The sequence below is a fragment of the Stenotrophomonas sp. 80084_Sma genome, from assembly GCF_056481995.1.
In genome coordinates this window covers 1,451,813-1,473,233 of record NZ_CM151177.1, presented here as the reverse complement: position 1 = coordinate 1,473,233, position 21,421 = coordinate 1,451,813, and the positions used below count along the sequence as shown (strand labels likewise).

General features: G+C 65.9%; 20 protein-coding genes. 14 read left to right on the top strand and 6 right to left on the bottom strand.

What is annotated here, in order from left to right; genetic code table 11:
• Window positions 1–51 precede the first annotated feature (51 nt).
• From ACZK3W_RS06915 to map, 6 genes are all read left to right on the top strand, one after another.
• A complete protein-coding gene (locus tag ACZK3W_RS06915) occupies window positions 52–1,452 on the top strand; it encodes an aspartate aminotransferase family protein (RefSeq protein WP_032127529.1) in 1,401 nt (466 codons plus the stop codon).
• A 29-nt stretch (window positions 1,453–1,481) separates the two neighbouring features.
• Window positions 1,482–2,546, top strand: a complete 1,065-nt coding sequence (locus ACZK3W_RS06910) for a GNAT family N-acetyltransferase (RefSeq protein WP_253143357.1) — start codon at window positions 1,482–1,484, stop codon at window positions 2,544–2,546.
• 3 nt (window positions 2,547–2,549) lie between these two features.
• Window positions 2,550–3,434, top strand: a complete 885-nt coding sequence (locus ACZK3W_RS06905; RefSeq protein WP_253143358.1) for an arginase family protein — start codon at window positions 2,550–2,552, stop codon at window positions 3,432–3,434.
• 174 nt (window positions 3,435–3,608) lie between these two features.
• Window positions 3,609–3,968, top strand: coding sequence for a bleomycin resistance protein (locus ACZK3W_RS06900; RefSeq protein WP_125894499.1), 360 nt, complete (start codon window positions 3,609–3,611; stop codon window positions 3,966–3,968).
• A 68-nt stretch (window positions 3,969–4,036) separates the two neighbouring features.
• Window positions 4,037–4,249, top strand: coding sequence for a ParD-like family protein (locus ACZK3W_RS06895; RefSeq protein ID WP_005412680.1), 213 nt, complete (start codon window positions 4,037–4,039; stop codon window positions 4,247–4,249).
• Between the two features lie 10 nt (window positions 4,250–4,259).
• Window positions 4,260–5,042, top strand: coding sequence for a type I methionyl aminopeptidase (gene map, locus ACZK3W_RS06890; protein WP_478450828.1), 783 nt, complete (start codon window positions 4,260–4,262; stop codon window positions 5,040–5,042).
• On the opposite strand, the gene ACZK3W_RS06885 is transcribed toward map, so the two are convergent.
• Complete coding sequence (locus ACZK3W_RS06885) at window positions 5,039–5,707, bottom strand: hypothetical protein (protein WP_032127534.1); 669 nt, start codon at window positions 5,705–5,707, stop codon at window positions 5,039–5,041. The genes map and ACZK3W_RS06885 overlap by 4 nt on opposite strands.
• Window positions 5,708–5,893: 186 nt before the next feature.
• Entirely contained in the window at window positions 5,894–6,514 is a 621-nt protein-coding gene (locus ACZK3W_RS06880) for a LysE/ArgO family amino acid transporter (protein WP_032127535.1), read from the bottom strand.
• A gap of 106 nt (window positions 6,515–6,620) precedes the next feature.
• Here ACZK3W_RS06880 and ACZK3W_RS06875 point away from each other — a divergent pair, with 106 nt between their 5' ends.
• The 5 genes from ACZK3W_RS06875 to ACZK3W_RS06855 all read left to right on the top strand — a co-directional run bounded on the left by ACZK3W_RS06875 (window position 6,621) and on the right by ACZK3W_RS06855 (window position 12,295).
• Window positions 6,621–7,514 (top strand): LysR family transcriptional regulator ArgP, encoded by an 894-nt coding sequence (locus tag ACZK3W_RS06875; RefSeq protein WP_478450602.1) that lies wholly within the window; start codon window positions 6,621–6,623, stop codon window positions 7,512–7,514.
• 78 nt (window positions 7,515–7,592) lie between these two features.
• Window positions 7,593–8,993, top strand: coding sequence for a TolC family protein (locus ACZK3W_RS06870; protein ID WP_189720740.1), 1,401 nt, complete (start codon window positions 7,593–7,595; stop codon window positions 8,991–8,993).
• Window positions 8,986–9,999, top strand: a complete 1,014-nt coding sequence (locus ACZK3W_RS06865; RefSeq protein ID WP_032127538.1) for an HlyD family secretion protein — start codon at window positions 8,986–8,988, stop codon at window positions 9,997–9,999. Before ACZK3W_RS06870 ends, ACZK3W_RS06865 begins: the two co-directional genes overlap by 8 nt.
• Window positions 9,984–11,171 (top strand): ABC transporter permease, encoded by a 1,188-nt coding sequence (locus ACZK3W_RS06860; protein ID WP_478450601.1) that lies wholly within the window; start codon window positions 9,984–9,986, stop codon window positions 11,169–11,171. Before ACZK3W_RS06865 ends, ACZK3W_RS06860 begins: the two co-directional genes overlap by 16 nt.
• The gene (locus ACZK3W_RS06855; protein WP_478450600.1) at window positions 11,168–12,295 is read left to right on the top strand and encodes an ABC transporter permease; all 1,128 of its coding nucleotides are present in this window, start codon (window positions 11,168–11,170) and stop codon (window positions 12,293–12,295) included. The genes ACZK3W_RS06860 and ACZK3W_RS06855 overlap by 4 nt, the downstream gene beginning before the upstream one ends.
• Window positions 12,296–12,398: 103 nt before the next feature.
• Here the strand turns inward: ACZK3W_RS06855 and ACZK3W_RS06850 are convergent, their stop codons facing one another.
• Window positions 12,399–12,767, bottom strand: a complete 369-nt coding sequence (locus ACZK3W_RS06850; protein WP_032127541.1) for a glycine zipper 2TM domain-containing protein — start codon at window positions 12,765–12,767, stop codon at window positions 12,399–12,401.
• A gap of 166 nt (window positions 12,768–12,933) precedes the next feature.
• Window positions 12,934–15,156 (bottom strand): methyl-accepting chemotaxis protein, encoded by a 2,223-nt coding sequence (locus tag ACZK3W_RS06845; RefSeq protein ID WP_478450599.1) that lies wholly within the window; start codon window positions 15,154–15,156, stop codon window positions 12,934–12,936.
• Window positions 15,157–15,436: 280 nt separating this feature from the next.
• On the opposite strand from ACZK3W_RS06845, the gene ACZK3W_RS06840 reads away from it, so the two are divergent.
• Window positions 15,437–15,829: a barstar family protein gene (locus ACZK3W_RS06840; RefSeq protein WP_049462356.1), complete on the top strand. Its 393-nt coding sequence runs from the start codon at window positions 15,437–15,439 to the stop codon at window positions 15,827–15,829.
• A 29-nt stretch (window positions 15,830–15,858) separates the two neighbouring features.
• Here the strand turns inward: ACZK3W_RS06840 and ACZK3W_RS06835 are convergent, their stop codons facing one another.
• Both ACZK3W_RS06835 and ACZK3W_RS06830 read right to left on the bottom strand, forming a co-directional pair.
• Window positions 15,859–16,851, bottom strand: coding sequence for a glycosyltransferase (locus tag ACZK3W_RS06835; protein WP_478450598.1), 993 nt, complete (start codon window positions 16,849–16,851; stop codon window positions 15,859–15,861).
• Window positions 16,851–18,113, bottom strand: coding sequence for an O-antigen ligase family protein (locus tag ACZK3W_RS06830; RefSeq protein WP_478450597.1), 1,263 nt, complete (start codon window positions 18,111–18,113; stop codon window positions 16,851–16,853). Before ACZK3W_RS06830 ends, ACZK3W_RS06835 begins: the two co-directional genes overlap by 1 nt.
• Window positions 18,114–18,891: 778 nt before the next feature.
• Between ACZK3W_RS06830 and ACZK3W_RS06825 the strand changes: the two genes are divergently transcribed.
• Window positions 18,892–19,650, top strand: a complete 759-nt coding sequence (locus ACZK3W_RS06825) for a M15 family metallopeptidase (RefSeq protein ID WP_164090018.1) — start codon at window positions 18,892–18,894, stop codon at window positions 19,648–19,650.
• 65 nt (window positions 19,651–19,715) lie between these two features.
• Window positions 19,716–21,407, top strand: a complete 1,692-nt coding sequence (locus ACZK3W_RS06820) for a YadA-like family protein (RefSeq protein ID WP_164090017.1) — start codon at window positions 19,716–19,718, stop codon at window positions 21,405–21,407.
• Window positions 21,408–21,421 lie beyond the last annotated feature (14 nt).

Genomic DNA, 21,421 nt, shown 5'->3' with positions numbered 1-21,421 from the left:
CAAGCACGCCCCCGCTACCTCTTTCGAACGTCCTTCACGGAACCGAACTGCATGAACATTTTTGACAAGAACGCCGACGCCGCTGCCTCCGACGCGCAGCTGCTGGCCGACGAAGCCCGTTACAGCTCCTTCGGCGATACCGTCCACTACGTCGACCCGCCGAAGATCTTCCAGCGCGGCGAAGGCAGCTACATGTTCGACGGTGCGGGCGTGCCCTACCTCGACCTGCAGATGTGGTACTCGGCCTGCAACTTCGGCTACAGCAACAAGCGCCTGAACGACGCGCTGAAGGACCAGATCGACACCCTGCCGCAGGTCGCCAGCCAGTACCTGCACCCGACCCGCGTGCAGCTGGCCAAGACCATTGCCGTGGACATGCACGAGAAGTTCGGCCTCGACGGCCGCGTGCATTTCAACGTCGGCGGCGCGCAGGCCATCGAAGACTCGCTGAAGATCGTGCGCAACGCACGCGGCGGCAAGAGCCTGATGTTCGCCTTCGAAGGTGGTTACCACGGCCGTACCCTGGGTGCGTCGTCGATCACCTCCAGCTACCGCTACCGCCGCCGCTACGGCCACTTCGGCGAGCGCGCGATGTTCATCCCGTTCCCGTACCCGTTCCGTCGCCCGAAGGGCATGACCCCGGAAGAGTATTCCGACCACTGCGTGTGGCAGTTCGAGCGCCTGTTCGAAAGCGAATACAACGGCGTGTGGGATCCCAAGGTCGGCCAGGCGGAGTACGCCGCGTTCTATGTCGAGCCGATCCAGGGCACCGGCGGCTACGTCATCCCGCCGCGCAACTTCTTCACCGGCCTCAAGCGCGTGCTGGACAAGTACGGCATCCTGATGGTCGTCGATGAAATCCAGATGGGCTTCTGGCGCACCGGCAAGCTGTGGGCCATCGAGCACTTCGGCGTGACCCCGGACGTGCTGGTGTTCGGCAAGGCGCTGACCAACGGCCTGAACCCGCTGTCGGGCCTGTGGGCGCGCGAAGAGCTGATCAACCCGACCGTGTTCCCGCCGGGCTCCACCCACTCCACTTTCAACTCCAACCCGCTGGGCACCCGCCTGGGCCTGGAAGTGCTGAAGCTGGGCAAGGAAATGGATTACGAGCGCACCGTGCCGGAAAAGGGCGCGTACTTCCTCGACGGCCTGCGTGGCCTGCAGAAGCGCCACCCGGAAATCGGCGATGTCGACGGCCTGGGCCTGGCCCTGCGTGCGGAAATCTGCCAGACCGACGGCTACACCCCGAACAAGGAACTGCTGGACCGCATGGTCGACATCGGCCTGGCCGGTGACCTGCTGCACGACGGCAAGCGCATGGGCCTCGTGCTCGACGTGGGTGGCTGGTACAAGAACGTGATCACCTTCGCGCCGTCGCTGGACATCAGCTACGAAGAGATCGACCTGGCGATCACCCTGCTCGACCAGGCGCTGACCAAGGCCAAGGGCTGAGGTCGGATGCGCTGCCGGTTCCCGTGCCGATGGAGATGACGTCACGTGCGTCCAGCACTGCGCTGGAACCGGCCGCGCTGCTGGAGGGCTTCCTGGCCCACCCGCCGCTCGGATTCGAGGCAAGCCGCCTGCCCAGCGGCCTGCCGACCTTCCGTGCGCCGCTGGACCTGACCACCACGATGGACGACGCACTGCGCGGCAAGCTGCTTGGCCTGCCGCTGTCGCGCCTGTGGCGGCCATGGATCACCTGGCAAACCCGCTTCGTCGGTGCCACCAGCACCGAGTACACCCCGCTGCCCGCGCACGTCGCACCAGAAGCATTGGCTGAGGACGTGACGCGTCACGCGATCGGCGATACCCGCCTGCTGGTGGTCAAGGACCTGGCGATCGATTCACCGCTGCTGGATGATGCCGCCAACGCACATAGCGGCGCCTTCCTGCAGGCATTGCTGGCACGCGGCTTCGTCGAACTGGAAGGCATGCCGCTGGCCTGGGTGGCGATCGATTTCGATTCGATCGATGGCTATCTCGGCCGCCTGTCGTCTTCGCGCCGCAAGAACATCCGGCGCAAGCTGCGCTCGCGCGACGACCTGCAGATCGACTGCATCGCCACCGGCGATCCGGCCCTGGCCGACCCGCAGCTCCAGGCCGAACTGTATGCCTTGTACCTGGGCGTGTACGCGCAGAGCGCGGTGCATTTCGACCAGCTCGACCTGCCCTACTTCCAGCATCTTCTGGCCGACAGCCAGGGCCAGGGACGGATGTTCCTGTACCGCCACCAGGGCCAGCTGATCGGCTGGAACCTGTGTTACGTGCATGCGGGCAAGCTGGTGGACAAGTACATCGGCCTGGCCTATCCGCAGTCCCGCGAGCACAACCTGTACGCGGTGAGCTGGATGCACAACCTCGAATACGCGCTGCAGCACAGCCTGAGCCACTACGTGGCCGGCTGGACCGATTCGCGGATCAAGGCCGAACTGGGTGCCAGCTTCACCTCCACCCGGCATGCGATCCACGCCCGTTCCCCGCTGCTGCGCGCCGCCCTGCGCAGGCTGGCCCCGTACCTGCAGGGCGAACCTGATGGAGGCGGTTGAACGATGCCGTTGCGTTCCCCGTTGATCCTGGACCTGGACGGTGGCGTGCTGCCGCTGCCAGAGGCGCAGACCCTGGCCCTGCCGCAATGGCACGATCCACTGCGCTTCGCCTGCCGCAATGCCACCCTGAACCGTTTCGCCACTGAAGTGCTGGCACCGTTGCCGGCCCAGCTCGGCACGGTAATGCTCGGCAGTGGCGACTTCCACCACCTCAGCCTGCCGCTGCTGCAGCGCATGCGCACGCAGGCGCCGTTCCAGCTGGTGGTGCTGGACAACCATCCGGACAACATGCGCTTCCCGTTCGGCATGCACTGCGGGTCGTGGGTGAACGCCGCCAGCAAGCTGCCGCAGATCTCGCACATCCACGTGCTCGGCATCACCTCCAGCGACATCGGCCTCGGCCATGCCTGGGAGAACCACTGGCGCCCGCTGATCGGCAGTCGCCTGACCTACTGGTGCATGGATGTGGACGTGGGCTGGGGGCATCGTCTCGGCATGGGCCACGCCTTCCGCCGTTTCGAGCATCCCGAAGCGCTGGTGGCCGCGTTCGCCGCCGAGCAGGCCAAGTCGCCGCAGCCGACCTACCTGTCGATCGACAAGGATGTGTTTGCCGAGGACGTCGCCCGCAGCAACTGGGACCAGGGCCGCTTCCAGCTGGAACACGCGCTGGTGGTGATTGAAGCACTGCGTGCCGGCGGCCTGGTCGGCAGTGACATCACCGGCGAAGTGTCGCTGGCCAACTACCAGAGCCGCTTCAAGCGCTGGTTGTCGTCGCTGGATGGCCAGCCTGACGTCAGCGCCGGGGATCTACCGCTGTGGCAGGCGCGGCACCAGCAGGTGAACCGCGAACTGCTGGCGGCGATGGCCGCGGTGCCGACCGCCTGTTGAGCGCCTCGGTAGTGCCGGGCCCATGCTCGGCTATCGCTATCGCTTTCTGTAGAGTCGAGCCATGCTCGACTCAGCGGACGGCAAACAGCAGTCGAGCATGGCTCGACTCTACAGGGGGCGATGGCCGAGCATGGCTCGGCACTACACTGGGTTCCCAGCCCAGGAGCCGCCACCATGGCCCAGACCGTCATCCCGCAGCTGCGCATGCGCCACGCCGACACCACCCTGCCGTTCTACGTGCAGGGACTAGGCTTCGTGGTTGACTGGGAACACCGCTTCGAACCCGGCTTCCCGCTGTTCGCCCAGCTCACCCGCGACGGCCAGACGATCTTCCTCACCGAACACAGCGGCGACTGCGAGGTCGGCGGCGCGGTGTACTTCATCGTAGAGGACGTCGACGCTCTGCACCGCGCCTTCAGCGCCGCAGGCGTCCCCATCGAACAGCCGCCGCATGACACCGAATGGGGCAGCCGCGAGATGCTGCTGCGTGACCCCGACGGCAACCGCCTGCGCTTCGCCACCGACGCGAGCTGAACCGGGCGGCCTTGAGCCGGATATACGAAACATATACGCTTCGTATACCCCCTCCTTCAGGACCGCCCATGGGCATCGTCAACATCGATGACACCCTGCACGACCAGCTGCGCCGTGCCTGTACCGTCTCCAGCCGCTCGATCAACGCCCAGGCCAACTTCTGGATCCGGGTCGGCATGCTGTGCGAGCTGAACCCCACGCTGAGCTTCCAGGACATCGTCGCCAGCGAGCTGCGCGCGGCTGGCGTGCAGCCCCCGTTGCTGCCGCCGGGCCAGGTCTGAGCCGATGGGCATCATCAAGCGCCCCGACGAGATCGCGCTGATGGCCGAATCCGGCCGCCTGCTGGCGCAGGTGTTCGCCGCACTCGACCAGCTGCCGCTGCAGGGCCGAAGCACCATGGAGATCAACGATTTCGTCGAACGCATGATCGTTGATGAGCTGCAGGCGAGGCCGGCCAGCAAGGGCCAGTACGGCTTCCCGTACGTGCTCAACACCTCGATCGACAACGTTGTCTGCCACGGCGTACCCAGCACCACCGACGTGCTGCGCAACGGCCAGATCGTCAACCTCGACATCACCCTGGAGAAGAACGGCTACATCGCCGACTCCAGCACCACCTACCGGGTCGGTGAGGTCGACTACGCCGCGCGCAGGCTGGTGCAGACCACCTACCAGGCGATGTGGAAAGGCATTGCCGCCGTGCGTCCTGGTGCGCGCCTGGGCGACATCGGCCACGCCATCGCCCGCCACGCGCGCAGCCACGGCTACAGCGTGGTGAAGGAATACTGCGGCCACGGCATCGGCCAGGAGATGCACGAGGAACCGCAGATCCTGCACTACGGCCATCCCAACACCGGCATGGTGCTGGAAGAAGGCATGGTGTTCACCATCGAACCGATGCTCAACCAGGGCAAGCCGGCCATCCGCCAGCAGCCGGACGAATGGCCGGTGTACACCCGCGACGGCAAGCTGTCGGCGCAGTTCGAGCATACGGTGACGGTCACCCGCACCGGCGTGCGCGTACTGACCCTGCGCCCCGGCGAGACGCCGTTGTGCGCGGTGGATGCCGCCTAGAGTGGCCGTTGCTGCATCCCGGCACCCTCGTGCACGGCGCGCTTCCGTGCCGTCAGCGGTTCGCGTACCCGCTGTGCCACATAGCCGACGCTGGCTGCGAGAATGAAGGTGTAACCAAGGAGTTCGGTGGTCTCTTCGATGGTGTTCTTGAACACGCGGATGTACTGGTCACCCAGCAGTCCGGTCCACAACGACGTCATGCCGATCAGACGCGAATAGAACAGCAGCAGAACCAGGCCGATCGTCATCACGGTACCCGGCCGGGATACGAGAAAACGCACCAGCGCCGGCATGGCCCGGCGCCAGTCGCGGCTGGCCCAGGCCAGTGAGCCGATGATCAGCACGGCCACCGGGTACTTCCAGAAGCCGTGTGCGATCAGGTCCAGCGCCTCATCCATTTCACGCAGGAGCATGCAGGCGAACAGCGCGGCCGCCAGAACGGCAAAGGCCCGATCATCGGCACGTCGCAATGCAAGCCGGACGAAGGCAGCCACGCTGGCGACCAGGAAGCCTTCCTGGGTCAGTTCGACCAGCGACCACTCGCCGACTGCATTGCCCAGCCAATGGATGTCGAGCCAGGCCAACGCAGGCGGAAGCGCCATCATCAGGCCGAACAGGAAGGTGCGCCCCAGGTGGGACAGGAGCAGCTGTAGATTGTCTTTCATGCAACACCGATGCCGCGCCGTGGCGGTCGTACAACGAGAACACAGGCGACCGGGGGGCTGCCGAACGACGGCATGCGCGGCGGGGTCGCGACCAGGCGCGCATTATCCGCGCAGTATCCGCGCAGTATCCGGCCACGTGAACCGTACCGGTGGAACACATACGCAACACCGGCGTACGTCACGCACTCATGGCGATAAAGGACGCAGCAGCAACAACGTCGCCAGGCAGAACATGAAGATCGCCACGCCTGCATCCAGCACACGCCAGGCGCCCGGCCTGCGGAACACCGGCTGCAACAGGCGCGCGCCATAGCCCAGCGTGCAGAACCAGACCACACTGGCAATGCAGGCACCGGCGGCGAAGGCCCAGCGCAGATCGCCCGGGTAGCGCGTGGACAGGCTGCCCAGCAGCACCACGGTATCCAGATAGACGTGCGGGTTGAGCAGGGTGAAGGCCAGGCAGGTCAGCAGTACCTGCCGTCCGCTGCCGCCCTGCGCCTCGGCGGCGGCCAGCGCACTGCCACCGCGCCATGCGCGCAGCCCCGCCTGCAGGCCATACCAGAGCAGGAAGCCCGCACCACCGAAGCGCAGCACCTGCAGCAGCAGCGGCCACTGCAGCACCAGCGCGCCCATGCCGCCGACGCCGGCCAGGATCAGCACGATGTCCGCGCCGGCACAGGCCAGCACCACCCTGCCCACATGGCGCTGCTGCAGGCCCTGGCGCAGCACGAAGGCGTTCTGCGCACCGATGGCGATGATCAGGCCGGCACCTGCGAACAGGCCGGCGGCGGTAGCGGCGATCCACATCAGGACAGGCCAGGCAGCGAGAGGACGCGCAGGGTGCGGCCGCTGACCCTGTTTAGACAATCTGATTTTTCTTTATCCTGTGCAGGAAAACTGAAGAGGCACCGGCATGGATCTGGTACATCCGCAACTGGCCGCGTTTGCTGCGGTGCTGGAAGAAGGCAGCTTCGACGCCGCGGCACGCCGCCTGTCGATCAGCCCGTCGGCCCTGTCGCAACGGATCAAGGCGCTGGAGGACAGGCTCGGCCAGGTACTGGTGGTACGTCAGGCACCGTGCCGGCCCACCGCCGCAGGCGAAGCGCTGCTGCGCCGGGTCCGGCCGATGCAGGCGCTGGAGGCCGAGGCATTGGCCGAACTGCTGCCCGAACGCGGCAGCGATGCAGCGCGCACGCCGATCCCGTTGGCGGTCAACGATGACTCGCTCGATACCTGGTTCGTACCGGCCATCGCCGAACTGCACCAGCGCCATGGCTACCTGTTCGACCTGCGCATGGATGACCAGGACCATACCCTGCAGCTGCTGCGCGATGGCAGCGTGCTCGGCGCGGTCACTGCCGAAAGCCAACCGGTGAAGGGCTGCAACGTGCATCCGCTCGGCGCCATGTGTTACCACGCCATCGCCTCGCCCAGCTTCGCCCGCCAGTACTTCCGCGACGGCATGCAGGCCACGGCCCTGGCGCGCGCACCGATGCTGGTGTTCAACCGCAAGGATGAACTGCAGTGGCGCTTCGTGCGGCGGCTGACCCGCGCGCGACTGCAGCCGCCGCTACACTACCTGCCCTCCTCCACCGGTTTCGTCGAAGCCGCCGCGTGCGGACTCGGCTGGGGCATGGCCCCGGAAACCCTGGTCGCGCCCGCCGTGCGCGCCGGCCGCGTGGTGGTACTGGAACCCCGCCGCTGGCTCGATGTGCCGCTGTACTGGCAGCATGCCGCCGTGCGTTCAAGCACGCTGCAGCACATCACGCAGGCGCTGCGCACTGCAGCCAGCGGCACCCTTCGTTGAGGACAAACCGATGATCGCAGACCCGGGCTTCACGCCGCGCGCACTACCGTTTGCGCACTTCTTCACCATTGGGACGGCATGGGCGTGATCGGCCGACGTACAAGGATGCACGGCGCGAAGGCCGCGCTGGCGCTGGCAGCCTGCCTGCCCCTGGCTGTGCCGGCGCAGAGCCTCACCGATGCACCCGCATTGGACTGGGAACAGGCACGCCAGCGCCTGGAGCAGGTCTCCGATGCACTGGCCGCCGCCGACGCAGCGGTGCGCAACAAGCAGGACCTGCAGGACGCCACGCGCCTGCTGCGCCTGCCGGAGATTACCGGCGAAGTGCGCCGCCTGCAGTTCCAGAAGACCCTCACCCTGCCACTGGGTTCGCTGGCACCTGTCGCCGAGGCCTATGGCATCGACTCACCGCTGTCATTCACCGAACGCGACTGGCGTACCCGGCCCGTGGTTACCGCGGTGCTGCCGTTGTACACCGGCGGCGTGATTCCGGCCGCGCAACGTGCCGCCAGCGCTGCCCACGAGCAGGCCAGCGCCGAGCGCGAGGCTCAGCGCCAATCGCTAACCGTGCAGCTGGCCCAGGCCTATTTCGGCCAGCGCCTGGCCGAGCAGGCAGTGGATGTGCGGCGCGACGTACGCGATGGCCTGAACCGCCACCTGTCCGACGCAGAGAAGCTGGAACGCGAGGGCTTCGCCACCCGCGCCCAGCGCCTGCAGGCCACCGTGGCCCGCGACAAGGCCGAGCGCGAATACCAGAAAACGGTGAACGACCTGGCCACGCTGAAGGCGGCGCTGGCCACGCTGCTGCGCAGTGGTGGCGAGGTACAGCCGGTGTCGCCGCTGTTCGTGCAGCGCGTGCCGCTGGAACCGGTGGCCAGCTTCGAGCGTACGGCGCAGGCGCGCCAACCGCAGATCGCACGCCTGCGGGCGATGGTGGCGCAGGCCGAACAGGGCGTGCGCGTGCAGCAGGCCAAGCTGAAACCACAGATCTTCGCCTTCGGCCAGTACGACTTCCGCCGCCGCGACGAAATGCTGACCGATCCGGACTGGGCGTTTGGCATCGGCCTGAAGTACACCTTCCTGTCGCCGAATTCGCGGCCGGCGCAGATCAGCGCCGCGCGTGCGCAGCAGGACCAGGCCGAAGCGGGCCTGCGCGAGGCCGAGAACCAGGTCGCACTGGGCGTGCGCAAGGCCTGGAACGAACTGGAAACCGCGCGCCAGCAGTACGTGCTGCTCGACAGCAGCATCGCCCAGGCACAGGAAAACCTGCGCCTGCAGGAGCTGGCGTTCCGCGAAGGCCAGGCCACCTCGCTGGATGTGATCGACGCGCGGCTCGGCCTCGGCGGCGCCCGCGTCGAGCGCGCACAGGCCGCCTACCAATACGATATTGCGCTGGCACAGTTGCTGGAGGTCAGTGGACAGATGGACCGTTTCGAAGAGTTCCGGCGGCGTGCGGACGAGGTGATCGACCATGAGTGATGTGCTGCACGACGATGCAACGACGCCCCCGGCCAAGCGCCGTCTGGGCCCGATCCTGATAGTGGTGCTGCTGGTCGTGGTGGTGCTCGGCCTGTGGCTGGCCTGGCGCAGCCCGGCCGACCAGATCCAGGGCATGGCCGATGCCGACACCATCAACGTGGCCGCCAAGATCACCGCGCGCGTGGCCGAACTGAAGGTGCGCGAGGGCGACCGCGTGCAGCCCGGGCAGGTGCTGTTCCTGCTCGACAGCCCCGAAGTGGCCGCCAAGGAGCAGCAGGCGCACGGCGCATTGGCCGCCGCACAGGCGGTGGCCGACAAGGCCGACGAAGGTGCGCGCAGCGAAGACATCCGCGCCGCCGAAGCGAACTGGAAGCGGGCTGAAGCCGGTGCGACGCTGGCTGAAGCGACCTACCAGCGCGTGCAGAACCTGTTCAACGAAGGGGTGATGACCCGGCAGAAGCGCGATGAAGCGCATGCCCAGGCCACCAGCTCGCGCGAACTGGCGCGTGCCGCCCGCGCGCAGTACGACATGGCCTTGGCCGGCGCACGCGAGCAGGACAAGCGTGCCGCGCAGGGCCAGGTGCAACAGGCACAGGGCGCGGTGGCCGAAGTCAACGCCGCGCGCGTCGAAGTGGAAGGGCGCGCGCCGGTGGCCGGCGAGATCAACAAGCGTATGGCCGACCCGGGCGAACTGGTGCCAGCGGGCTATCCGGTGTTCACCCTGGTCGACATCGACCGCATGTGGGTGGCGATGAACCTGCGCGAATCGCAGATGCAGGGCCTGAAGGTCGGCAGCAAGCTGCAGGGCAGCGTGCCGGCGCTTGGCCAGGACGGCGAGTTCGAGGTTTATTTCATCAATCCGGCCGGTGACTATGCGACCTGGCGGACCACCCGCCAGTCGTCCGGCTACGACGTCCGCAGCTTCGAGGTGCGGGTGCGCCCGGTACGCCGCATCGAGGGCTTCCGCCCCGGCATGAGCGTGCTGTTCGCATGGCCCCAGCACTGAGCCCCGACAGCAGCAGCTTCGCCGCCAGCTGGCGGCGCGAGCTGCGGTCGCTGCGCGGCAACCGCGCCGACCTGCTGCTGGTCACCCTGCTGCCGCTGCTGATGCTGGCCGTGATGGCGTGGATGTTCACGCCCTCGGTGATGCGCGACATCCCGATCGCCGTGGTCGACCTCGACCACAGCAGCGACAGCCGCCTGCTGCTGCGCATGCTCGATGCCAGCCCCGGCGTGCGCATCGCCAGCCAGCCTGCGGACATGCAAGATGCACGTTCGCAGCTGCGTCGGCTGGATGTATTCGCCATCGTACTGGTGCCGCGCGATGTCACCCGGCAGGCGTTGCGTGGACGCCAGGGCACGGTGTTCGCCTACTACAACGCCACCTACATGACCACCGGCCAGTCCGCGGCGCGCGATATCGGCGACGCGGTCTCGGCCTGGAACGCACGCCTGCTGCGCGAGCGCATCGGCCTGCAGGTCGGCCCGGGCAAGCTGCGTGCGGCACCGATCGCGGTGCAGTCGGACATCCTGTACAACCCGGCGCGCAGCTACGAGCTGTTCCTGCTGCCGCTGATCGTCCCGGCGGTGTTGTCGCTGGTGCTGGCACTTGCGGTGGCCGGCAGCCTCGGCCGAGAAATCCGCGACGGCAGCCTGCCCGCCTGGCTCGGCCGCACACCGTGGCCGGCGATTGCCGGCAAGACCGCGCCGTACGTCCTGCTGTTCTCGCTGTATGGCGCGCTCGGCATCGGCTACCTGGCCTGGCTGCGCGGTGATGGTGTGGCCGGCAGCGTGCTCCTGCTGCTGCTCGCTCAACCCCTGTTCTATCTGGCTACTGCGGCCTACGCGTTGTTCTTCGTCGGCGTCACCCGCGACATGGGTACCGCGCTGTCCGCGGTCGGCCTCAGCATCGGTACTGCACTGGCATTTTCCAGCGCAACCTTCCCGGTGCTGGACGGGCCGTTATTCACCCGCGTCTGGCATCAGCTGCTGCCGCTCAGCGCCTATATCAAGCTGCAGACCCAGCAGCAGTTCATCGGTTCGCCGCTGCAGGTTTCGGTATGGCCGCTGGCCACGTTGCTGCTGATGTCAGTGGTGGCTGGCGGCATCGGTGGGCTGCGCCTGATCGCCTTCGCGCGTACGTCCGAAGCCGCGCAACCGGCGGGGGCCGACGCATGAGCGCACTGTGGCGCAGCCTGCGGCAGACCCTGATGGCGGTGCTGTGCGACCGCTATGCGATCGTGGTGATGGTCGGCGCGGTAATCCTGTACTCGTTCTTCTACCCGGCCGCGTATCGTCACCAGGTGGCCGGCAACCTGCCGGTGCTGGTGGTGGATGAAGACCACAGCGCGACCAGCCGCGAGCTGCTGCGCAAGCTCGATGCACTCCGTGTTGCGCGCGTGGTCGGGCAACCGGCAGACATCGACAGCGCGCGCCAGCAGCTGGAAGCCGGCCACGCCGAAGGCATCGTGCTGATCCCGGCCAACCTGGAGCGCGACATCCTGCGCGGCCATCCGGCCAAGCTGGTGCTGCTCGGCAACGGCGCCTACCTGGGCCGTGCCAGTTGGGTGCTGGGCAGCGTGGCCGATGCACTGGGCGCGTTCGGACGTGATGCCGTGGTCGGCCAGGCCGCCTTCATGGGCGCACCGCAGGCACCACCGGTCACGCTGGTGCAGCGCCCGCTGTACAACACCCAGGAAGGCTACGGCAGCGCCATCGTGCCGGGCGTGGCCGAGCTGATCGTGCACCAGACCCTGCTGATGGGCATCGGCGTCCTGCTCGGTGGCCGTCGTCTCGCACTCGGCCGGCGCCTGCGCTTCGACCTGCCGACGCTGGCCGGCATGGCACTGGGCTTCGGCCTGATCGGCCTGTTTGGCCTGTTCTATTACGCCGGCTTCACCGCCTGGGTGCAGGACTACCCGCGCGGCGGCAATCCGCTGGGCCAGCTGCTGGGCGGCACCTTGTTCATCGCCGCCACCGTGGCCTTCGGGCTGTTCGTCGGCAGCTTTTTCCGCACCCGCGAACGCGCCTTCCAGTACATCATCGCCACCTCGATCCCGCTGTTCTTCCTGGCCAACCTGTCGTGGCCGGCAGTGATGACGCCACAACCGCTGGTCTGGCTGGCGCAGCTTCTGCCGACCACCTCGGGCATCAACCTGATGGTGCGCCTGAACCAGATGGACGCCCGCCTGGCCGAAGTCAGCCACGAACTGGTCACCCTCAGCGCCCTGCTGCTGCTCTACGGCAGCCTCGCCAGCTGGCGCCTCCTCGCAAAAAAGGGGACGGAGGGGATTAAGTCGTAAACGGCCGGTTTGGGCGATTGCGACTTAATCCCCTCCGTCCCCTTTTTCCGTAACGTTCGAGTACTGCGGTGTGGAAGGGGAAGCGGGGTCTGGCTGCGATCGATCAGCGGTAGACGCGTTCGCAGCGACGTTCCACCACGCGGTCGCCGTTCTTCTGCTGGCTGTTGCCCTGGATCTGGCGACCGGCCGCACCACCTGCAACGGCGCCTGCCACGGTGGCCAGCTTCTTGCCGTTGCCGCCGCCTACCTGGTTGCCGAGCAGGCCACCGATCACGGCGCCGGTAGCGGTACCCGTGATGCGGTTCGGATCGCGCGAGTTGCGCTGCACTTCCACGTTCTTGCAGACCACGCGGCTGCCGTCGTTGAACTTGCGTCCCTCATCGCGCGGGCCATAGGTCTGCGCGCCGGCCACCGACGAAGCTGCCAGCAGGGTGCCCAGCACAAGCAATCGGGTCGAGGTCTTCATGGCCATCTCCTGAGTTCCGGTATGGCGCCAGTGTCCTCCCGCGGTTGGCAACCGGAAGTGAAATGCGCGTGTCCGCCACCTCATCGGCCATCGCGCGTTCAGGAAGAAAATCCGCGCCCATCGCGACCAGCCGTCGCGATGGGCGCCGTCTCCCTGCCGGCGTGCTGCCTTGCTAGAACTCTTCCCAGCCACCCGCATTGGCAGCCAGCGTCGGCTCGATCCGCGGCGACAGCACCGCGGGCCGGCGTACCGGCGCAACCGATGCCGCCACGGCAGCCAGCGCCGGGCGCACCGCGGCGGCGGCGGTCACCGCCCCCGTGCGGAACACCGAAACCGCCTCGGCCAGCAGGTTGGCCTGCTCCTCCATCGAGCGCGCTGCAGCACTGGCTTCTTCGACCAGCGCCGCATTCTGCTGCGTGGTCTCATCCATCTGCACCACCGCCTGGTTGACCTGTTCGATGCCCGAGCTCTGCTCCTGGGAGGCAGCAGAGATATCGGCCATGATGTCGGTCACGCGCTGCACCGAGGCCACGATCTCGCCCATCGTGGTGCCCGCCTGGCGGACCAGTGCCGAGCCGTCGGCGACCTTGCCGACCGAATCCTCGATCAGGCCCTTGATCTCCTTGGCCGCACCCGCCGAGCGCTGCGCCAGCGTGCGCACCTCACTGGCCACTACCGCAAAGCCCCTGCCCTGCTCGCCGGCGCGCGCAGCTTCGACCGCCGCGTTCAGCGCGAGGATATTGGTCTGGAAGGCGATGCCATCGATGACCGAGATGATTTCGGCGATCTTCTTCGACGATGCCTCGATGGCCGACATCGTGGTGACCACCTGGCCCACCACTTCACCGCCCTGGGAAGCAACACCATGCGCGCCGATGGCCAATTGGTTGGCCTGCCGTGCATGCTCGGCATTCTGCTTCACGGTGGAGGTCAGTTCCTCCATCGATGCTGCCGTTTCTTCCAGGTTTGCCGCCTGCTGTTCGGTACGCCGCGACAGGTCGGTGTTGCCCGAGGCGATCTCACCTGCCGCAAGGTTGATGCTGGATGCACTGGCCTGGATGCGACCGACGATCTGCTTGAGCTGATCGACCGTGGCATTGCAGTCATCACGCATGCGCGCGAACACACCGTGGAAATCGCCCTGCATGTGCACGGTCAGGTCACCGCGCGAGATGGCCTGCAGCAGGGTCGAGACCTGCACCAGATTCTCGTCGGTGGTCTGCATCAGGCGATTCAGCCCCGCCACCATGTCGCGGAAATCATAGGCGAAGCGATCTTCGTCGCCGCGCAGGCTGAAGTCGCCTGCCGCGGCCGCTGTCGCCAACCGGCGGATCTCGCTGTTGATCGCCGACAGGCTGGACTTGGTTTCGTCCATCGCCTGGGTGATCGCCGCCTTCTCGCCGGGCAGCAGGTCCATGTCCACCGACAGATCGCCGCGTGCGTAGTGTTTCATCACCTCGATCAGCCGGTTCTGTACCTGCACGTGCGATCCAACCAGCGCATTGGTCTCATGCACCATGCGCCCGTAGTCACCGGGGAACGCGCTCTCGTCCATGCGGTAGCTGAGGCTGCCGGCATCGTGCTGGCGGGCCAGCTCTCCCTGTGCCGCCATCACCGACTGCAGCTGTGCCTGCATGCGCTGCATCGACTTCAGCAGCTGGGTCACCTCGTCGTTGCCGGTGGCGTCGATGCTGCTGTCCAGGCGGCCACTGGCGATGCCGTCGGCCAGCTTCACCGCTCCTTCCAGCGGGCGGGTCAGGCTGCGGGTGATCGCCCAGGCCGCCAACGTCCCCAGCAACAGGCTCAGTGCCCCGAACGCGATCGACAGCGTGCCGGTCCACGATTCGGTTGCGCGGTACTCTTCGCGGCTGCGTTCGGTCAGTGTTTCCTGGTGGCGCAGCAGGGCCGAAATGGATTCATTCCAGGCCGTTGCCAATCCGTGCTCGGCCAGCAGCTCCTTCGCTGCACCATCGAAATCCCCCGCCTTCATGCGCTCATGCAGTTGCTGGGTTGATGCATCGGTGGCCTTGCGGGCCGCCTCGATGCGCGCGACCAGGGTATCGCCGGTAGCGTCACGCGGAATCTTGATGTACTTGGCCCAGATACCGTCATAGGTCCGCGACAACTCCTGGGCACGCTGGTAATCCTTGTCGAACTCGTCACCCCGCTTGATCACCATCAGGCGACGATGCATCAGCACCGCGTTGTTGGTATCAAGCATGTCATTCAACAGGCGCATCTTCACCATGTTGACGTCCACCACTTTCTCGAACTGGGCGGATTTCAGCTGATTCCCATACAGCACCAGGCCGACGATGGCCATAATGAACAGCAACAGCAGACCGAAGCCGGCGCCAAGCCGGGATCCCACACGGAGATTACGTAAGGCAAGCATCTCAATTCCCTTGATCGTGGCCGTACGTTCGATGGCGGCGCAGCGGAGGGAAACTTTACGGGACTTTATATATGGACCGATCCAAATATATGGAACTGTGCAGGCAGTCAGAAAATGCAGCGGCCAATAATGGCGCCATATCCTTATCGAATACCGCTGACACGCCAGCGCCCGATGAAAATCACGCAGGATTAACACCATAATAACGCCACCCCATCCAGGGCGGCCCGGATTATCTGCGCCGGTTACAACCGTCGCCCCGGAGGGCTACAGTCTGCAGATGACACGGATCCTGCACATCGAAGGCGCGTCCATCAACGACATCGCCAGCCTCTACGTGGAAATCAATCGTGTATTCATGGCCGACGAAGACTGGCAGCTGGGCGCAAGCCTGGACGCGCTTGATGACCTGCTGCACGGGGGCTACGGCGCGCTCGCCGGTCATGCCACCGCCACGGTGGTGTGGCGCGACATCGCCCACAGCCGCGAGGCACTGGGCCGCGAGACCACACGCGCCTGGCTGCAGTCGAAACTCGATCAGGGCGGCAGGTTCAACGGTCCGGCCATCCACGCTCAGTTGACGGCACTGTCACTTGGCCAGGGACAGACCTACTTCGAGATCGTCATGGAGATCTTCGGCAGCCATCCGCAGATCACCCTGGTGCCAGGCTGAGCACTCTGCAGCAACCAGCCCCCATCAGCTCAAAGCTTGGCCAGGGCCTCGCCCAGCCGGCGTGGGAACGCCACTTCGCTGGCCAGGTGCCATGCGCGTGCATTGGCGCCCAGCCGGGTCCACTCGGCCTCATCCATCGCCAGCGCACGCTCGACGGCCTGTTCCAGCGCCTTCTCATCCACATGCCAGGTCCTGGACAGATGGCAGGGCTCGCCCTCGTGCGCGGCAACCAGGATGCCGCGGCTGTCGTCGATCATCTGGTTCATCGGCGCGCCGTCGCAGGTGATCACCACCGCCCCGCAGCTCATCGCTTCCACCAGGTAATGGCCCCAGCCTTCGGTCTGCGACAGGCACAGGTGGAACGCATGTTCGTTCTGCAGGCGCTGCACCTCCTGGTCGGGCAGGCGCTCGCGGACGATCCGCAGGTTCGCGGCCCCGCCCTCATCTTCGTCCGAAGGGCCGCCGCGCAGGATGGTCAGCAAGGGCCACTCTGGGTGCCGCTTCCAGACATTGACGAGTGCAGCCGTCCCCTTCATGCGGCTGGTACCGGCCGCATGCAGGAAAGTGCGCGGCCTGCGCGGCACCGCCGGGTCGTAGCGGTCACGGCTGCAGAAACCGACTTCCAGCGCGCGCATGCCCAGTGCGTTGAAGATGCGCGTAGCGTCTTCGGTCTTGGTCAACAACGCATCGAACCGCGGCAGGATCCGCAGGCTGCGTGCGGACACCCATTCCGGATTCGGAATCAACAGATTGACCTCGGCCAGTCCGAAGCTTGCCGGCCGGACATGCTCCAGCGAGATGTTGATGTCGAACCGGGCCGGCGTGCGCCCCAGGCTCAGCCACGAGGCCAGCAGCCTGCGCAGGCGCATCCCGCGGAGCTTCCAGGCCCCCCCATTGCGCACCGCGTCCAGACGGCTGACCGTCACCATGTGCCCGAGCTGCTGCAACGAGCGCTCGATCACCTGGATGTCATGGGACAGGCCACGCTGGTTGTCGGCGGCCAGCAGGTGGATATGCGCCATCAGGAGGGACTCCCTGGCCGGCGCAGGTCGCGCGCAGGCAAGGCGGTCGCCAGCATGAAGCCCAGCACCAGGTAGAAATAGAACGAATGGGGCATCGCCCGGTAGAACACGTTGTCCGTGAACGCCGACAGCGCATAGACGATGACCACGGCAAGTCCGGCGGTGGCGATCATCGCGGTGATGTCGTCGGCGTGGCCGAGACGTCGCACGAAATGAATGCCGGGCAGGATGAAGACCAGCAGCATGATCAGCAGCAACGGCACGCCACCGGTCACCGCCGCTTCCAGGTACTCGTTGTGCGGGTGGTTGTAGCGGAAGATCGACTCGGACACCTCGCCGCGGGCGATGCCCTCACGTGCATAGGTACCGAACTGGTTCAGGCCCACCCCTGCCACGGGATGCTCGGCGAAGGCGTCGACCGCCACGCCCCACATGGCGATGCGCTCGCGGACCGAGCCGACCTCGTTTTCCTGGTTGAAACCGGAGATCTCGCCACTGACCTCACCGAAGCGCTGGATCACCTCATGGTTCAGCACCGAGGTGGCACCGACCACGCCAATGACCAGGGCACCGACGAAGGCCAGTGCCCCCCGCCAGCGCCGGGTGCGCCGTACGTGCACCGCAATCACCATCAGCATGGCGGGAATGAACGCCAGGATCGGCCCGCGGCTCTGCGCCAGGATCGAACCGTAGACGCCAACGGCGATGGCCACGCCGTGCAGCCAGCGTTCGGCCGGATGCACATTGGGCTGGATCAACCGGATGACCGAGAACAACGCCATGCACAGCGTCACCATGGTGAACTCGATGGCGGTCCATTCGCCGCCACTGAAACCGTGCGCGCGTTCAAGGCCCATCACGTGGTGCTGCACGATGCACGACCCGCCGAAGACCAGGGTGGACACGGCGAAGATCTTCCAGATCAGGCGCCAGTCCAGCGCAGTGGCGAACACGGCAGCGGTACCCAGGTAGAGCAGTGTCTGCGCCGGCAGATCCAGCTCGTTCCAGCGCAGCCCGTGCCAGAGGATGCTGTAGAAGGCATAGGCCAGGCGCAGGAAGCAGACGATCACGATGAACCGGGCGATGCGGTAGCGCAGGCGGACATCGGGCTGGCGGCGGATCAGAACCACGCCGGTGACCAGCAGGGCCAGCAGCAGCACCGCCTTCAGCAAGGTGTAGGGTGCGGAGCCGGCAAGCGGAACGATGGCGACCAGGATGCTCAGCAGGACGGTACGCCAGGTGTAACGAGGTTCGGCGGCCATGCAGGCTGCAGTCATGCTTGTTCTTTCCATCAACGCCCGCCCGGGGGATAAGTCGCCCCGGTTTCCATGGAGGCCGCTTGGCGGAAATCGCCGGGGCTGACACTACCGTGGGCCCCTGGGGAAATCAACCAAAGTGCCGGCGCAGGGGCGCAGGCGTTGGCACACGGACAGCCCCCGGGCCCAGCGCGGGTGCCGCGGATCATCGACCGCCCCAGGTCGCTACACTAATGTCCTCTCCGGCCATGCCTGCGCGTGGCCACGCCCCGACGCCCTGCCAAGACGCGAAACGCCCCAAGTGACTGATACAAAAGACAACACCAGCAACGCCAAGGCGTCCAAGGAACACACCCCGCTGATGAAGCATCATTAGCGTCTGTTCATTTTCGAGCGCGAAAGCCTTGCTGGGCAAGGCCCGGACAGCCAGGCCAATACTCTGACCTGACCGCCGCAACACTATCGCAACAACTCTTCCCTCTTACTTACGCGCTGTGCGGCCACCCGTCATCCCCAGGCCCAGTCACCGGCATCCGCCTTGACCGCCCAATGCCACGCGCCTTCTGCCCCTGTCACGCGATCGGCAATCGGTTTGACTTCTTGCCCTTGTGTGTGCTATGGCTTGCAACGGGGCAGGGTTTCTTACTCTTTTTCCCTGCCTCATTAAGCCCCCGAGCTGCAGGCCTCCTCCCCCGGTCGTTCGGGGGCTTTTTTTAGCTCGCTTGCGCTTTCCTGAAAATCCACTACCCCTGAAAGCATCTATCTACCTTTCTGGGAGGAAAGCATGCAACCGCGCTTTACCATCGCCGTCGTTCTGGCTTGCCTGACACTGGCTGGGTGTTCGACCGTTCAACCCAAACCCAAGCCCAGCAGCCCCTGGATTTACCAAACCCCTAAGGCGCACGGCGCCATTTACCGGTTCTTCCATCCGAAAAGCGAAAGGATGTGGAAAGGTGTTTCCCCAGCGCTGCGGGAAAAGGTGGAAGCCGTCCAGGCCCAGCTGGCCGCGGAAGGGTTTGATGTGCGGCCCGTGGAAGGGTATCGAAGCCCCGAGCGCCAGGCGGCCCTGCTTGCCTCCGGGTCCGGCGTGACCAGCGTTGGAGCGTTCTCCAGCTGCCACAACTTCGGGCTGGCCTTGGATGCCGCCGTGTTCGTCAACGGGGAGCCCAGCTGGAACCTGGACGATGCCCATGTGATGGCCGGCTATCAACGCTTTGGGGAGCTGGCGGAGATCGTGGGGCTGAACTGGGGCGGCCGATGGACCAGCCCGAAAGACTATCCGCACGTCGAGCTGAAAGCCGAGTGCGGCCAGGCCAAGTGGGCCTACCGCTACGGTAAACACAAGCCGGGCGCGTTTCCTTCGGTGACCGGGGAGCCCTCTTCGGAAGTGCTGGCCCGTGCGCTGGCACCGGCTTGGTGCCCTGCGGGGATGGAAACGGCGTGCTTGGCCTGGGGCAATGAAAACCGGATGACCTGGAGCTGGATGCTCCCGGCTCGGGTTTGTTTTGCAACTTTCCCTAACACCTTGAAAAAGATCACCTGATCGACTTGCGGAAATGCAATCGCCTGTTATGGATGAAGTATCAGTCCATACTCGGGAGGGTTTTCATGTCGCCGCTTCGCATTTCGATCTTAACGGCTTTGATGGGGGCCTCGTTGTTTGCCTCCCCATCGTTTGCTCAAACCGCCACGGGAACCGGGGCCACGGCTTCGGAACCCAACTCGACGGCGACCGGGGAATACGCCCAAGCCTCAGCCCCGAATGCCACTGCAACGGGGGCCTATGCCAATGCCTCCGGGAACGGGGCCATCGCCACGGGCGTTCAAGCCAACGCCTCCGCAGACAACGCGGTGGCGTCGGGCACGAATGCCCAAGCGTCCGGTGCGAACTCCATTGCGACGGGCCAGGCCGCGAACGCCGCGGCGGTGAACGCCGTTGCGGTAGGCACGCTGAGCTACGCGGGGGGCGAAGCTGCCATGACCTTGGGGGCACAATCCGCGGCTACCGGAGCCCATTCCTTGGCGGTTGGTGTCCAGTCACAAGCCAGTGGGGATCTTTCCATGTCCTTTGGCTACTTCAGCCGTTCGCGGGGCAATGCATCGATTGCTCAAGGCACCTTGGCAGAGGCAAACGCTGACCATGCAGTCGCCATAGGCAGTTCTGCCGTTGCCGATGCATTTCAGTCACTTGCACTAGGCGTTGGGGCTGAGGCCCGAGCGCAGGATTGCGTCGCTTTGGGTTCTCATAGCCGTTGCTGGGCCAGCGACGAAGTCAGCGTGGGATCCACCTTTGAGGACGGAGGCCAGAGCACCCGCCGAATCACTAACGTTCGGGCCGGCACCTCAGACACCGACGTCGCAAACCTCGGACAGGTCCGTCAGGCGGCCCAAGCGCTGGGCGGTGGTGCCACGTTCGTCAACGGCAACTTTGTCGCGCCCATTTATCAGTTCCGCAGCGGTGCCACGCATCAAACTGTGGGAGCCGCTTTGGACGACCTGGATGGACGGGTGACTTTCCTTGAACAAAACCCAGGCAGCGGTTCCGGCACGCCCGGCCCGCGCGGCGCAGATGGGTTAAGCGCCTACGAGGTGGCGTTGGCCAACGGCTTCCAAGGCAATGAACAAGATTGGCTGGCAAGCCTGAAAGGGGAGCCAGGGGTCCAAGGACCTGCCGGCACGGATGGGGTGGACGGAGCCACCGGGACCGGCTCGGGCTCGATTGCAAAGGCGGGCAAGAACGTCGAAGTCACCACGAACGCGGACGGAAGCCAAACCGTTGCAGTCAGCGACAACGTGCAACTGTCGGACGCTGGGTCGCTGAGCGTCGGCTCGACCGCGGTCAATGCCCAAGGCGTCTCCATTCAAGGTGGTCCCTCGGTTACGACTGCGGGAGTCAATGCCGGCAATCAACGCGTGACCAACGTTGCTCCGGGGCGCATCGAACGCGGGTCCACGGATGCCGTGAACGGTGGGCAGGTCTACGAAATGCAGCAGGTGTGGGATGACCGCTGGACGGAAACCGACCGCCGCTTCCGTCACCAAGATCGCCGAATCAATGGCCTGGGGGCGCAGATGGGCGCGATGACCCAGATGGCGACGGCTGCTGCGCAGAACGGCGGGGCTGCCGTCGGCCAGGTGAACCTGAATGTCGGCGTTGGCTTCTCGGGTGGCAGTGCTGCAATGGCCGTGGGCTGGGGAGCACGAGTCAGCGAGAAGGTCAGCGTCTCGGCGGGCCTGTCCTTCGGCTCTGGCAACAAGCCGGTGGCCGGGTTCGGCCTGAGCATCAACCTGGGGCGTTAAACGATTGCGTGGTG

Coding starts and splice junctions, on each gene's coding strand:
- ACZK3W_RS06915 (WP_032127529.1), top strand. CDS start 52: ATGAACATTTTTGACAAGAACGCCGACGCCGCTGCCTCCGACGCGCAG.
- ACZK3W_RS06910 (WP_253143357.1), top strand. CDS start 1,482: ATGGAGATGACGTCACGTGCGTCCAGCACTGCGCTGGAACCGGCCGCG.
- ACZK3W_RS06905 (WP_253143358.1), top strand. CDS start 2,550: ATGCCGTTGCGTTCCCCGTTGATCCTGGACCTGGACGGTGGCGTGCTG.
- ACZK3W_RS06900 (WP_125894499.1), top strand. CDS start 3,609: ATGGCCCAGACCGTCATCCCGCAGCTGCGCATGCGCCACGCCGACACC.
- ACZK3W_RS06895 (WP_005412680.1), top strand. CDS start 4,037: ATGGGCATCGTCAACATCGATGACACCCTGCACGACCAGCTGCGCCGT.
- ACZK3W_RS06885 (WP_032127534.1), bottom strand. CDS start 5,707: ATGAAAGACAATCTACAGCTGCTCCTGTCCCACCTGGGGCGCACCTTC.
- ACZK3W_RS06880 (WP_032127535.1), bottom strand. CDS start 6,514: ATGTGGATCGCCGCTACCGCCGCCGGCCTGTTCGCAGGTGCCGGCCTG.
- ACZK3W_RS06875 (WP_478450602.1), top strand. CDS start 6,621: ATGGATCTGGTACATCCGCAACTGGCCGCGTTTGCTGCGGTGCTGGAA.
- ACZK3W_RS06870 (WP_189720740.1), top strand. CDS start 7,593: ATGGGCGTGATCGGCCGACGTACAAGGATGCACGGCGCGAAGGCCGCG.
- ACZK3W_RS06865 (WP_032127538.1), top strand. CDS start 8,986: ATGAGTGATGTGCTGCACGACGATGCAACGACGCCCCCGGCCAAGCGC.
- ACZK3W_RS06860 (WP_478450601.1), top strand. CDS start 9,984: ATGGCCCCAGCACTGAGCCCCGACAGCAGCAGCTTCGCCGCCAGCTGG.
- ACZK3W_RS06855 (WP_478450600.1), top strand. CDS start 11,168: ATGAGCGCACTGTGGCGCAGCCTGCGGCAGACCCTGATGGCGGTGCTG.
- ACZK3W_RS06850 (WP_032127541.1), bottom strand. CDS start 12,767: ATGGCCATGAAGACCTCGACCCGATTGCTTGTGCTGGGCACCCTGCTG.
- ACZK3W_RS06845 (WP_478450599.1), bottom strand. CDS start 15,156: ATGCTTGCCTTACGTAATCTCCGTGTGGGATCCCGGCTTGGCGCCGGC.
- ACZK3W_RS06840 (WP_049462356.1), top strand. CDS start 15,437: ATGACACGGATCCTGCACATCGAAGGCGCGTCCATCAACGACATCGCC.
- ACZK3W_RS06835 (WP_478450598.1), bottom strand. CDS start 16,851: ATGGCGCATATCCACCTGCTGGCCGCCGACAACCAGCGTGGCCTGTCC.
- ACZK3W_RS06830 (WP_478450597.1), bottom strand. CDS start 18,113: ATGGCCGCCGAACCTCGTTACACCTGGCGTACCGTCCTGCTGAGCATC.
- ACZK3W_RS06825 (WP_164090018.1), top strand. CDS start 18,892: ATGCAACCGCGCTTTACCATCGCCGTCGTTCTGGCTTGCCTGACACTG.
- ACZK3W_RS06820 (WP_164090017.1), top strand. CDS start 19,716: ATGTCGCCGCTTCGCATTTCGATCTTAACGGCTTTGATGGGGGCCTCG.